The sequence below is a fragment of the Sphingomicrobium marinum genome (assembly GCF_026157105.1).
In the GTDB taxonomy this organism is placed as follows: Bacteria; Pseudomonadota; Alphaproteobacteria; order Sphingomonadales; family Sphingomonadaceae; genus Sphingomicrobium; species Sphingomicrobium marinum.
Genome location: NZ_JANPVQ010000001.1, coordinates 1,475,134 through 1,487,447, shown reverse-complemented (window position 1 = coordinate 1,487,447; position 12,314 = coordinate 1,475,134). Strand labels below are relative to the sequence as shown.

The 12,314-nt window shown below is 63.1% G+C and carries 13 protein-coding genes; 8 read left to right on the top strand and 5 right to left on the bottom strand.

The window, feature by feature from the left end:
* Window positions 1-50 precede the first annotated feature (50 nt).
* Both NUX07_RS07480 and NUX07_RS07475 read right to left on the bottom strand, forming a co-directional pair.
* Window positions 51-623 (bottom strand): anthranilate synthase component II, encoded by a 573-nt coding sequence (locus tag NUX07_RS07480; RefSeq protein WP_265529951.1) that lies wholly within the window; start codon window positions 621-623, stop codon window positions 51-53.
* Window positions 624-633: 10 nt separating this feature from the next.
* The gene (locus NUX07_RS07475; protein ID WP_265529950.1) at window positions 634-2,577 is read right to left on the bottom strand and encodes a SurA N-terminal domain-containing protein; all 1,944 of its coding nucleotides are present in this window, start codon (window positions 2,575-2,577) and stop codon (window positions 634-636) included.
* Window positions 2,578-2,769: 192 nt separating this feature from the next.
* On the opposite strand from NUX07_RS07475, the gene tpiA reads away from it, so the two are divergent.
* From tpiA to NUX07_RS07445, 6 genes are all read left to right on the top strand, one after another.
* Entirely contained in the window at window positions 2,770-3,516 is a 747-nt protein-coding gene (gene tpiA / locus NUX07_RS07470) for a triose-phosphate isomerase (RefSeq protein WP_265529949.1), read from the top strand.
* A gap of 66 nt (window positions 3,517-3,582) precedes the next feature.
* Window positions 3,583-4,158: a hypothetical protein gene (locus NUX07_RS07465; protein ID WP_265529948.1), complete on the top strand. Its 576-nt coding sequence runs from the start codon at window positions 3,583-3,585 to the stop codon at window positions 4,156-4,158.
* Between the two features lie 128 nt (window positions 4,159-4,286).
* On the top strand, window positions 4,287-4,631 hold the full coding sequence (gene secG, locus NUX07_RS07460) for a preprotein translocase subunit SecG (protein WP_265530771.1): 345 nt from the start codon (window positions 4,287-4,289) through the stop codon (window positions 4,629-4,631).
* A gap of 72 nt (window positions 4,632-4,703) precedes the next feature.
* Entirely contained in the window at window positions 4,704-6,338 is a 1,635-nt protein-coding gene (locus NUX07_RS07455; RefSeq protein WP_265529947.1) for a CTP synthase, read from the top strand.
* Between the two features lie 11 nt (window positions 6,339-6,349).
* Entirely contained in the window at window positions 6,350-7,318 is a 969-nt protein-coding gene (gene trxB / locus NUX07_RS07450; protein WP_265529946.1) for a thioredoxin-disulfide reductase, read from the top strand.
* Between the two features lie 34 nt (window positions 7,319-7,352).
* Entirely contained in the window at window positions 7,353-7,601 is a 249-nt protein-coding gene (locus NUX07_RS07445; protein ID WP_265529945.1) for a hypothetical protein, read from the top strand.
* Window positions 7,602-7,619: 18 nt separating this feature from the next.
* Here the strand turns inward: NUX07_RS07445 and NUX07_RS07440 are convergent, their stop codons facing one another.
* Complete coding sequence (locus NUX07_RS07440; protein ID WP_265529944.1) at window positions 7,620-7,892, bottom strand: acyl carrier protein; 273 nt, start codon at window positions 7,890-7,892, stop codon at window positions 7,620-7,622.
* 84 nt (window positions 7,893-7,976) lie between these two features.
* Between NUX07_RS07440 and NUX07_RS07435 the strand changes: the two genes are divergently transcribed.
* Both NUX07_RS07435 and NUX07_RS07430 read left to right on the top strand, forming a co-directional pair.
* The gene (locus NUX07_RS07435) at window positions 7,977-9,428 is read left to right on the top strand and encodes an AMP-binding protein (protein ID WP_265529943.1); all 1,452 of its coding nucleotides are present in this window, start codon (window positions 7,977-7,979) and stop codon (window positions 9,426-9,428) included.
* On the top strand, window positions 9,425-10,639 hold the full coding sequence (locus tag NUX07_RS07430) for a pyridoxal-dependent decarboxylase, exosortase A system-associated (protein WP_265529942.1): 1,215 nt from the start codon (window positions 9,425-9,427) through the stop codon (window positions 10,637-10,639). The genes NUX07_RS07435 and NUX07_RS07430 overlap by 4 nt, the downstream gene beginning before the upstream one ends.
* Here NUX07_RS07430 and truA read toward each other — a convergent pair.
* A complete protein-coding gene (gene truA, locus NUX07_RS07425; RefSeq protein ID WP_265529941.1) occupies window positions 10,636-11,379 on the bottom strand; it encodes a tRNA pseudouridine(38-40) synthase TruA in 744 nt (247 codons plus the stop codon). The two genes, NUX07_RS07430 and truA, sit on opposite strands and share 4 nt — an antisense overlap.
* Window positions 11,376-12,287 carry a methionyl-tRNA formyltransferase gene (gene fmt, locus NUX07_RS07420; protein ID WP_265529940.1) on the bottom strand — a complete coding sequence of 304 codons (912 nt, stop codon included), beginning with the start codon at window positions 12,285-12,287 and terminating at the stop codon, window positions 11,376-11,378. The genes truA and fmt overlap by 4 nt, the downstream gene beginning before the upstream one ends.
* Window positions 12,288-12,314 lie beyond the last annotated feature (27 nt).

The window sequence follows — 12,314 nt, the reverse complement described above, 5'->3', positions numbered from 1 at the left end:
TTATCCAAAGGAACGAATAGGGAACAATTAGAAAACAATTGGTGCCTTTGTCAAGCGGTGACCGTGCAAAGGTCTAGGAAGGCGCCGAGCAGCGCGTGCCCGTGCTCGCTGGCGATGCTCTCGGGGTGAAACTGGATGCCGTGGGCGGGCGCGCTTTCGTGACGCATTGCCATGACGGTGCCATCATCGCTCCATGCATTGGCAATCAGCGGCGGCCTGGGGTTAGGCACGGCGAGCGAATGGTAGCGCGTGGCATCGAAGGGTGGGGGCAGCCCGTCGAACAGCCCCGTGCCATCGTGCCTGACCGTGCTGACCTTGCCGTGGCGCGGCACCACGGTCGTTACGTCCGACCCGCACGCGAGCGCCAACGCCTGGTGACCAAGGCAAATGCCGCAAAACGGCAGCAAGCGTTCGACACAGGCTGCGCTGATGGAAACGCTGATGCCGGCGTCCGCAGGCCCACCGGGACCGGGGGAAACGAGGATGCCCGCGGGCTCCATCGCCAGCGCTGCATCGACGGTAAGGGAATCGCTCCGCTCGACGCGGACCGGCGCGCCGAGGCTGCGCAGATAATCGACCAGGGTGAAGGTAAAACTGTCCTTGTTGTCGAGGACCAGGATCACCTTCTTTGCCCTAGTTGCCGAGGATACGTTCGCGCGCGCGATTGATGACGGCGTCGTTGCGCTCGACTTCCATCTCGGCGACCACCGCGTTCATGAACTGCTGCGCCAGTTCCACCGTGAGAGGCTGACGAAATTCATTGGCGAGCGAGGTGATGAGCTGCGGATTGTCGCTGGCGTCGCCGGGGACGATCTTCTGTGCCACGACGACGAATACGCCGCCTTCTTCCTCTTCGGCCGCAATCTGCGATTTGCCTTCGGCGAGGCGAAACAGCATCTGCAACGGGGTCGGGATGTCGCCGCCCATGCCTGCCAGCTGGATGCGGCGAAGCGTGATCTGTTCGGGCGGCTGCAGCGTTACGCCTTCGGCTTTGCTGACCGCGGCCACGGCAGCCGCAAGATCCTCGCCGCCATCGAAGCGCCGCTTGATCATCTGGGCAAGATCGCGGGCGCGGCTCAATGCGCGGTCGCGGATCAGGTCGCCGCGCACTTGGTCGCGAATCTGCGCGAGCGGGGCAGGGGCCGCTTCGATCACGTCCTCGACCATGACCAGCGCATAGCCCGATTCATCATCGAGCCTCTCGACGACCGGCTCGTCACCCTGTTCAAGCTCGAAGGCGGTCTGGAGCACGCGGCGCATGTCTTCAGGGAAAGTGTAGCCCGACCCGTCGCGAGCACGGCCGGCGGCGGTCAGCGGCGGCGTTTCGAGAATCTCTAGGCCGACAGCCTCGACGGCTTCGGCGAAGCTGGCACCGTCGGACAGCGCATCTTCCAGATCAATCACGAGGTCTTCGATCGTACCTGCGCGTTTGCGCTCGGTCAGCGTTTCGGCGATCTGCGCGCGACGATCGGCAGCGCTGACCTGGTCACGCGTGATGCTTTCCACGCGCACGACGTGGTAGCCGAGCGCCGACTGGATCGGACCGATCACCTGGCCTGCTTTAACGTCATTCGAAAAGGCGGCGCGCGCGACGCCTTCGCCGGCAAGTGCGGTAAATTCGTCGCGGGTCTGCGGTCCGATCGACACGTCGGCGGCGCTAAAGCCCGCCGGCGCTACGGCATCGGCAAAACTGCCGCGGCGTGCAGCAGCGGCGATTTCGTTTGCAGCAGCCTGCGTCGGCACGACGACCTGGCTGATGACGCGCACGTCGCGCGGCGCAAATTCGCCGCCTTCCTCGTTCATCGCAGCTTCGATTTCGGCCGGCGTTGCAACGACATTCTGGACACGCTCCCTGCCGATGCGCGCGATGCGCAGGACGCGCTGCTCGGGGACGGTGTAGCGCGCGCCGTTGGTGCGATAGAATTGCGCTACCTCTTCGTCGGTCACGCTGATCGACTGGGCGATCGGTTCGGCGGCGATCGTCGCGATATTGCCCGTGCGCTCTTCTAGCTGCATCGACGCATAGGGTTTGGCGACCTCGGTCGGAACACGCGTTTCGACCACCGCGGGTTGTAGCAACAGCCGCTGGTAGATGCCGGCGCTCAGGATGTTGCGCAGCTGGCGATCAGTCAGGTTCTGCGATTGGAGGAAGTTCTGGTAGCTCGCTGCCGTAAACTGGCCATCGAGGCCTTGCACGCCCGGCAGCTGCGCGATTTCCGCGTCGACCAGGGCCTTGGACAGTCGAAAACCATTGCGTTCGGCGAAAGCGGCAAGCGCCGCTTCTTCGATCAACTGCTTGACGATCAGGTCATATTCGCCCGCCAGATCGGCGTAAGTCGCTTCAGGATTGTTCTGCCGCACGACGCGCAGGCGCTGCTGCATGGCATCGTCGATCTGCTGTTCGCTGACCGTGAAGCCCTTCCCTTGTGCCGCGGTGTTGCCGCCGCCACCGACCGACCCTGTTTGAAAATTGGCAAGGTCGGCGAGCGCGAAGCTGGCGACGATGACCGCCAGGAACAGCACCAGGACGATTTTGCCGACTGTCGATTTCGACAGGTTGCGGGTTGAGGACAGCATAGGAAGCGGACTTTCGCATCTGAAACGGGGGTTCGCAGTCTCTCTAGTTATCGCGCCGAGCGGTTTCAATGGGGCATCTGCAAAGGCTGGCGCCTTGGCTGCTCGCGATCATTCACTGACGCACACTTGGCCTATCGTAGCAAACTTGCTAGGCGCGCCGCTTCACGAATTCACGGGGCAAGGATCGCATCTATGGCACGGCGTATGCTGGTGGCAGGAAACTGGAAAATGCATGGGGTCCGCAGCGACCTTGGTGAGATCACCGCGATCTCCATGGCGGCCGAAACCGAAAATGGTACCGACGTAGCCGTCTGCGTCCCCTTCACCCTGATCGAGCGGGCTGTTGCGGCCGCGCCCGGTTTCGTGATCGGCGCCCAGGATGTGCACGCCAGCGCGAAAGGCGCGCACACCGGCGATATCAGTGCCGCCATGCTCGCCGACGTAGGTGCCGAAATCGTCATCGTCGGCCACAGCGAGCGCCGCGCGGCGCATCACGAAACCAATGCCGACACCGCAGCAAAAGCCGATGCGGCGCTTGCCGGCGGTCTCGATGTTATCGTCTGCTGCGGCGAAAGCCTCGAGGTGCGCGAAGCAGGCAAGGCCGTCGCTACGGTCTGCGACCAGATCATCGCGTCGCTCCCGGGCACTGTCGACCCCGCGCGCATGGCAATCGCGTACGAGCCGATCTGGGCAATTGGCACGGGCAAGGTTGCACAGCCATCCGATGTCGCTGAAATGCACGCCGCGATCCGCGCCCGTCTCGCCAAGGAACATGGGGATGAGACCGCAGCGAACATGCGCATCCTCTATGGCGGTTCGGTGAAGGGGGAGAATGCCGCCGAACTTTTTGCTATGGAGGACGTAGACGGCGCCCTCGTAGGCGGGGCCAGCCTCACCGCGGCTCAATTCGTGCCGATCATCGACGCCGCGAAAAATTGACGTTCAGGTTGACGTAATCGTCAAGATGCTAAGAAAGACACCGACAATTCAATGGGAAAGGTTCACATGAAGTCTCTGTTTACTGCCGCTGCGGCGCTCTCCATGATCGCTGCTGTTCCGGCCACCGCTGCCACCATCGCCCAGGACGCCGCGCAGATCGCGCCGGGCATGGAAGTCGTCCATGACAAGACCGGCGATCCCGTCGGCAAGGTCGTTCGCATCCAGGGCGACGCCATCATTTTCTCGACCGACCAGCATGCCGAAATTGCCATGCCGGCAAACGCTTTCCTCGCCCACGAAGGCAAGGTGCTGTTCGCCATGACGAAGGACCAGATCAACGCTGCCGTTGCCGCTGACAAGGCCAAGGCCGAAGCCGCCGTACAGCCTGGCGCGACGGTCCTCGGCTCGGCCGGTACGCCGGTCGGCACGATCGACACTATCGACGAAGAACTCGTCACTGTGGTGCTTGAGAACGGCGCCAAGGTGCAGATTCCGCGTTCGGGTACCGCAGCCTCGGCCAACGGCCTCGTCGTCGGCTTGACCGCTGAGGAACTGCTCGCACAGGTCCCCGCCGACGCCATTCCGGCTGAAGGCGAAGCGACCGCCGAAGTCGAAGCCGAGGTTGAGGGCGACGAGCTCTAAAACGACCTCCTGACAGAGCAACAAGGGCCGGGGTGCAATCATTGCGCTCCGGCCCTTTTGCTTGAAAAGCGCGGGCGCTGCCGTTACATCGCCGCCGCATACCCAAGACCGAAAGACCTATCTCCATGCTGTTCACCTTCCTTCTTGTCGTTCAGGGCCTCGTTGCGGCTGCGCTCGTTGGCTCCATCCTGATGCAAAAGTCGGAAGGCGGCGGTCTTGGCGTTGGCGGTTCGTCATCGGGCTTCATGACCGCGCGCGGCCAGGCCGATTTTCTGACGCGTGCGACCGCGATCCTCGCGACGCTGTTCGTTGCGCTCTCGATCACGCTGGCGGCGATTGCCGGCTCGTCCGAGCGCGAAGTGTCGATCGATACCAGCCTCGTCAACGAGTTCGCGCCCGCTGCGCCGGTGCAGCCGGTCGAGCCGGTCCCGTCCGAGGCGCCTAGCGACGACGCGGCACCGATCGCCGAATAAGCCGAAAAAATCACTCCGATGCGATATAGCGGGTTGCCAAACAGGGCGGCCCGACCCTAAGGCTCGACTCCCATGGCGCGGTTCATTTTTATCACCGGCGGCGTGGTTTCCTCGCTCGGCAAAGGTCTTCTTGCAGCATCCTTGGGTGCGCTCCTGCAGGCGCGTGGCTACAAGGCCCGCATTCGCAAATTCGATCCCTATCTGAATGTCGATCCGGGGACGATGAGCCCCTACCAGCACGGCGAAGTCTACGTGACCGATGACGGCGCGGAGACCGATCTCGACCTTGGCCACTACGAACGCTTCACCGGCGTCTCGGCGCGCCAATCGGATAACGTCACATCAGGACGGGTCTATTCGGACATCATCGCTAAGGAGCGGCGCGGCGACTATCTCGGCGCGACGGTGCAGGTCATCCCGCACGTCACCAACGCGATCAAGGAGTTCGCGCTCAACGATATCGACGACCTCGACTTCGTGATCTGCGAAATTGGCGGGACGATCGGCGACATCGAATCTCTGCCCTTCGTCGAAGCGCTACGCCAGCTGTCCAACGATCTGGGCCGTGAGAATGTCGTCTTCGTGCACACGACGCTGGTGCCCTACATTGCGGCTGCCGGCGAGCTTAAGACCAAGCCGACGCAGCACAGCGTGCGAGAGATGACAGGTTACGGCATCCAGCCCGACGTGCTGCTGTGTCGCTCCGAACACCCGATTCCGCCCGAAGAACGCGCCAAGATCGCGCTCTTTTGCAACGTGCCCGAAAGCGCGGTCATCCAGGCGCTCGATGCGCGTTCGATCTACGACGTGCCGCTCGCCTATCATAATGAAGGGCTTGATCGCGAAGTGCTGCGCGCCTTTGGCATCGAGGACGCGCCCGAGCCCGACCTCAAACGCTGGACCGATATCATGGACCGCGTGGACAACCCCGAAGGCGAGGTCACCATCGGCGTGGTCGGCAAATATGTTTCGCTGCCCGATGCTTACAAATCGCTCCGCGAAGCGCTGGTCCATGGCGGCTTTGCCAACAAGGTGAAGGTCAACATCAAGTGGCTCGATGCCGAGATGTTCGAAAGCGAGGACGAAGAACTCGCCGCCAAGCTCGAACCCATGCACGGCATTCTCGTCCCCGGCGGCTTTGGCGAGCGCGGCAGCGAGGGCAAGATCGCCGCGATCAAGTTCGCTCGGACACGCAAGATCCCCTTCTTCGGGATTTGTCTCGGCATGCAGATGGCCTGCATTGAAGCGGCGCGAAACCAGGCGGGCATCGAAGACGCGACCACCACCGAATTCGGCGAAGAAGGCGAACCGATCATCGGTCTCATCACCGAGTGGATGAGCGAAGAAGGCCTGCAGAAGCGCAGCGCGGACGGCGATCTCGGCGGGACGATGCGGCTTGGCGCCTATGACGCCAAGCTATCGCCCAACAGCGCGGTCGCGTCGCAATACGGCACCACAGAGATTAGCGAGCGCCATCGCCACCGCTACGAGGTGAACAAGAATTACATTCCCAAGCTGGAGCAGGGCGGCCTGATCTTTTCCGGCATGAGCCCTGATGGACTGCTGCCCGAAATCGTCGAGCGGCCCGATCATCCCTGGTTTATCGGCGTGCAATTCCACCCCGAGTTGAAAAGCCGCCCCTTCGACCCACATCCCCTGTTCAAGGGTTTCATCGCCGCTGCGCTCGAGCAGTCCCGCCTCGTCTAACGAGAGATTCTATGTCCGACGTGAAACACACCAAGCTCCTCGTCCTCGGTTCCGGTCCCGCCGGCTGGACCGCCGCCATCTATGCCGCCCGCGCCGGCCTCAAGCCCATCGTGGTCGAAGGCATCCAGCCCGGCGGCCAGCTCACCACCACCACCGACGTGGAAAATTATCCCGGCTTCCGCGACGTCATCCAGGGCCCCTGGCTGATGGAGGAAATGAAGGCGCAGGCCGTCCATGTCGGCACCGAAGCGGTGTGGGATCACATCAACGACGTCGACCTGTCGGTCCGCCCGTTCCGTCTCACCGGCGATGGCGGGCAGGTCTACGCCTGCGACACGCTGGTGATCGCCACCGGCGCGCAGGCCAAGTGGCTTGGCTTGCCGAGCGAAGAGCATGCCAAGGGCAAGGGCGCGAGCGCCTGCGCGACCTGCGACGGCTTCTTCTATCGCGGCAAGAAGGTCGCGGTAATCGGCGGCGGCAATACCGCGGTCGAAGAAGCGCTCTACCTCACCAACCACAGCGATGACGTCACGCTGATCCACCGCCGCGATGAACTTCGCGCCGAAAAGATCCTGCAGGACCGCCTGTTCGCCAACGAGAAGATCTCGACGCTGTGGGATCACACGGTCACCGAATTCGTGCTCGGCGGCGATCCCGAAGCGCTGACCGGCCTCAAGGTGAAGAACACCAAGACAGGCGAGGAAAGCATCGTCGGATGCGAAGGCGCCTTCGTCGCCATCGGCCACGCCCCCGCGACGGAACTATTCAAGGGCAAGCTCGAGATTGACGATGACGGCTATCTCGTCGTCGAGCCGGGCACCCCGCGCACCAGCGTGCCGGGCGTCTATGCCTGCGGCGACGTGATGGACAAGCATTACCGTCAGGCCGTGACCGCGGCAGGAACGGGCTGCATGGCCGCGCTGGACGCGGAGAAGTATCTCGCAGAGCTGGAATTCGCCGAAAAGGAAGCGGCGGAGTAGATTTGTGGCGCGTCCAAATAGTTGGAATGGCCTGATGCACGATCTGTGTGTGAATCACGGCCATTGTGGCGGGCGCAAGCACATCAATGACTTTCTGCCCGAAACAGGTCCGCTAGCAGCTAAAGATTTCGCAAGTATGGTGCTTGAGGCCGAAGAAATGGACCTGAGGTATTCGCCTCGTGAGGAAGAACGCCAAATACAGCTCATTTCTGGTTTATTCGAACAGCATCTTGGGGCTCGCACCGTCGATGTCTCGAATATTAAAGGCTATCCGAAACCTTAGGTCCCGCCACTAGGGGTCCTAACCCAGCGCCAACCGACGCGCCATCGCGGTCAGGCGGCCGAAGGTCATGAAGTCCTCGGCTTCCACCGCGTCATCCTCGATCTCGATGCCGAGCCGTTCTTCGAGCGCGGTCAGCAAGTGCGCGACGGCCATCGAATCGAATTCGGGTAGCGCGCCGAACAGTTCGGTATTTTCCTCGAATTCCGCCACGGCGTCGCGTTCGAGGCCGAGCGTTTCGGCGAGCAGGTCCTTGAGCCCCGCGTCGACAATTCCGATGTCGCTGTCGATCAAGTGATGAAAACTCCTGAGTAGAGCCAACGCCCCTAGAAAAAGCTGGGCTTTCGCGCAAGGGCCGGGGGCGCTAGGCGAGGGGGAATGCACCCGCTCGATCACCTCACGACGTTTGGCAAGCCAAAAGCACCCGCGCTCACGGTCAAAGACGACACGCTGACCTATGCCGAATTGGACGCGATGGTCGGGCGGCTGGCGGCGTGGCTGCTGGACCAGGGCTTTGCCAAAGGCGACCGCGTGGCGACGTGGGAACCCAAGACGCTCACCACCTGCCTGATGCCGCTGGCGGCGGCGCGCGCGGGGCTGGTGCATGTGCCGGTCAATCCCGCGCTCAAGGCCGCGCAGATGCAGGGCATCGTCGAGGATTGCGAGGCGACGATGGTCTCGCCGCGCGGCGCGCCTGACGGCTGGGCAGGGCGCTGGCTCAATGTCGATCCGGCGGCGCTGGAAGTCGATCCGCTCCCGCCGTCCAATCATGACCCCAAAACCCTTGTGGCGCTGCTCTACACCTCCGGCTCCACCGGCAAACCCAAGGGCGTCATGCTGAGCCACGCCAACCTGGCCTACGGCGCCGATGCAGTCGCGGATTATACGAATATCACGCCCGAAACGCGCAATCTCGCCGTGATGCCGCTGGCCTTCGATTACGGCCAGAACCAGCTGCTCGCGACATGGCGTGGGGGCGGGCAAGTCATTGCTTTCGACTATCTTTTGCCCAATGACGTCAAGAAGTCAGTGGCTAGGCACAAGATCACCTATCTCGCCGGCATCCCGCCGCTCTGGCACCAGCTCGTCCGCCTCGACTGGTCGGGCGGGGAGGGGGCTAGCCTCGCCACGCTCACCAACACCGGCGGCGCGATGACCGAGGCGCTGCTGGGCAAATTGCGCGGCGCGTTCGGCGATCTCGACATCCACCTGATGTACGGCCTTACCGAAGCCTTTCGCGCCGCCAGTCTCGACCCCGCGCACGCCGATACGCACCCCACCAGCGTCGGCAAGGCAATCCCGCATAGCGAGCTGATGGTCGTGCGCGAGGATGGGCGCGCCTGCGATCCCGGCGAGGAAGGCGAGCTGGTGCAGGCCGGCCCGCTGGTCTCGCAAGGCTACTGGAATATGCCCGAGAAGACCGCCGCCCGCTTCCGCCCCGCCCCCGCGCACAGCGACTATGGCGGCACCGCGGTGTGGTCGGGCGACCGCTTTGTGCGCGATGAAGAGGGGCTGTTGCACTTCCGTGCGCGCGCGGACGCGATGATCAAGGTCTCCGGCAATCGCATCAGCCCCGATGAAATCACGCGCGTTGCAGAGCAGATAGACGAAGTGCACGAGGCCGCTGTCACCACCGAACCCGATGAAGCCTTGGGCGCGGCGATCGTGCTGCATCTTGCCGGCAAGGGTGACGACGCCGCCATCTTACGCCATTTCCGCCTGAATGCGCCGAGCTGGTTCATGCCGCAGCGCATCATGTGGCATGAAAGCCTTCCGCGCACCGTGACAGGCAAGACCGATCGCAACAAGCTGGCGGAGATGGCAACATGAAACCGATGGGCCCGATCCCGCCTTTCTTCGAGGCTGGCAGCGACGGTGAACTCGTCATCGCCGGCAAACCCGCAAGCGCCTGGCTCGACGAGGCTGACGCGCCTGCATTCGTGTATGACAAGGCCATCATCGAAGCGAAGGTCGCAGAATTTCGCGCCGCCATGCCGGATCGCGTGGCGCTGCATTATGCCGTAAAAGCAAATTCTTACGGGCCACTGCTCGAACATATGGCGAAGAAGGTCGACGGGTTCGACTTGGCTTCGCGCGGGGAGCTGGAACGCGTCGACGGACTCGACTTGCCGCTCAGCATAGCTGGGCCTGGCAAGAGCGACGCCGACATCGCGGCTGCGCTGCAGAAGGGCGTGACCATTCACCTCGAAAGCGAGGGCGAGGCCGATCGCGCGCTTGCCGTGGCGGAAGCGCAAGGCACTACCCCCAGGCTCGCTATCCGCATCAACCCGCCCTTCATCCTCAAGGGTGCGGGCATGAAGATGGGCGGGCTGGCCAGCCAGTTCGGCATCGATGCGGAGCGCGTCGGACCGCTCGCGCTCCGCCTCGTCGATGCCGGGGCCGATTTCCAAGGATATCATCTTTACGCCGGATCGCAGTCATTATCGGCGGAAGCCATTGCGGAAAGCCAGCTCGCCACCATTGACCTGACCGAAAAACTCGTTGCGGAAACCGGTATCGTGCCTAGGGAAGTCAACTTGGGCGGCGGCTTTGGCATCCCTTACTTTGCGAATGAAAAACCGCTTGATATCAGCGTAATCGGCGACGCCATTGGTAAACGATTGCAGGATCGGCCGGCGCTTTCCGAGACGAAGTTCATCCTAGAACTCGGTCGTTGGCTGGTGGGAGAGGCGGGGGTCTACCTCACCCGCGTGCTCGATCGTAAGCAAAGCCACGGCGAGACCTTCCTGACGACCGATGGCGGCATGCACCACGTGCTCGCTGCATCGGGCAATCTCGGCCAGTTCCTACGCCGCAACTACCCGATCACTAATGCCTCGCGCTTTGCCGACGAACCCACGCTGGAAGCCAGCGTTGTCGGGCGGTTGTGCACGCCGCTTGACCTGCTCGGGGACGAGGTGATGCTGGCGGATACGCAGGTCGGTGACGTCATCGCTTTGTTTTGCCAGGGGGCCTACGGGCTCACGGCAAGCCCCAACGACTTCCTGTCGCAACCAAAGGCGCGCGAGCATCTAGCCTAGTCCTCGTAGACAGCTTTCACGAAATAGAGGCCCTCTGGCGGCGCGTTGAGGCCCAGCGCCTGGCGATCCCTCGCTTCCAGCGCCTCTTTCACCTGTTCGGGCGTCCACTGGCCCCGGCCGACGAGGCTGAGCGTACCCACCATCGAGCGGACCTGGTGGTGCAGAAAGCTGCGCGCCGCCGCGCGGATTTGGATTTCATCGCCCTCGCGCTGGACGGTGAGGATATCGAGCGTCTTTTCGGGGCTCTTCGCCTGGCAGTTCACCGAGCGAAAGGTCGTGAAGTCGTGGCGTCCCTCGAGATAGGTCGCGGCGCGCGCCATGGCGTCGACGTCCAGATCTTGCGGGATATGCCAGACGCGGTTGCGCAGCAGCGTCGGGGGCGCTCGTCGATTGAGGATTCGATATAAATAACGCCGTCCAACACACGAAAAACGCGCGTGAAATTCCTCGTCGACCGGTTCGGCAGATACGATGGCAACCGGATCGGGGCGAAGGAGCGCGTTGAGCCCTTCGCGCAGCTGGTGGCCGTCCAGTTGCTTCTCGATATCGGCGTGCGCCGTCATCGCCAGCGCATGCACGCCGCTATCGGTACGACCCGCGCAGTGAAGGCGCGCTTCTTCGCCCGTCATCCGCTCGATCGCTTCTTCGATCGCCTGCTGGACCGACGGGCCGTGCTCCTGTCGCTGCCACCCCATGAAGGGCGTGCCATCGAATTCGACCGTAAGGCGCCAGCGCGTCATGACAGGATTGTGCCGGGCTCAATAGCGAAGCCGCGCAGAAGGTCTTCGGTGCTACACGCTGCTTTGCCCGCGCGCTGCACACGCGTGATGCGCAGCGCATCGATCCCGCATCCGACGGTCAACTGGTCATCGAGGACTTCGCCCGCCTGCCCGGCGCCCTTGTTCTTGCAGCATTCGGCGGCGAGGATCTTCAGCCGTTCACCCTTGGCGGTCGTCCAGGCACCCGGCCATGGCGCCAAGCCCTGGATATGGCGCTGCAATTCGCGGGCATCGCGGTACCAGTCGATGCGGGCCTCCTCCTTGTCGATCTTGTGAGCATAGGTGACGCCGCTTTCAGCTTGTTCACGCGGTGTGTGCGCCTCGGGATCGGACAGGTATTCGACAATCAGCCTGCCACCCATATCGGCAAGTTCTTCAGTAAGTTCTCCGGTATTCTTGTCACCGATTGGCGTCGATCCTTCGAGAAGCATGGGGCCTGTATCCAGCCCTGCTTCCATCTGCATGATCGTCACGCCCGTTTCCTTGTCACCCGCCATGATAGCGCGGTGGACGGGCGCTGCACCCCGCCAGCGCGGCAGCAGCGATGCGTGGACGTTGATGCAACCCAGGCGCGGGGCATCGAGGATCGCTTGCGGGAGTATCAGGCCGTAGGCGGCAACGACCGCAACATCGGCGTCCAGCGCTGCGAAGTCTTGCTGCGCGGTCGTGTCCTTGAGCGACTTGGGCGTGCGCACCTCGATGCCGAGCTCTCGTGCCCGTTTTTCGATAGGCGTCGGTTGGAGCTTCTTGCCGCGGCCGGCGGGGCGGGGCGGCTGCGAATAAGCGGCGATGACCTCATGCCCTGCCTCGACGAGAGCATCGAGCGTTGGCACGGCAAATTCGGGGCTTCCCATCATGATGACACGCATGACGCGCCCTATGGCGGAAATCGGCGC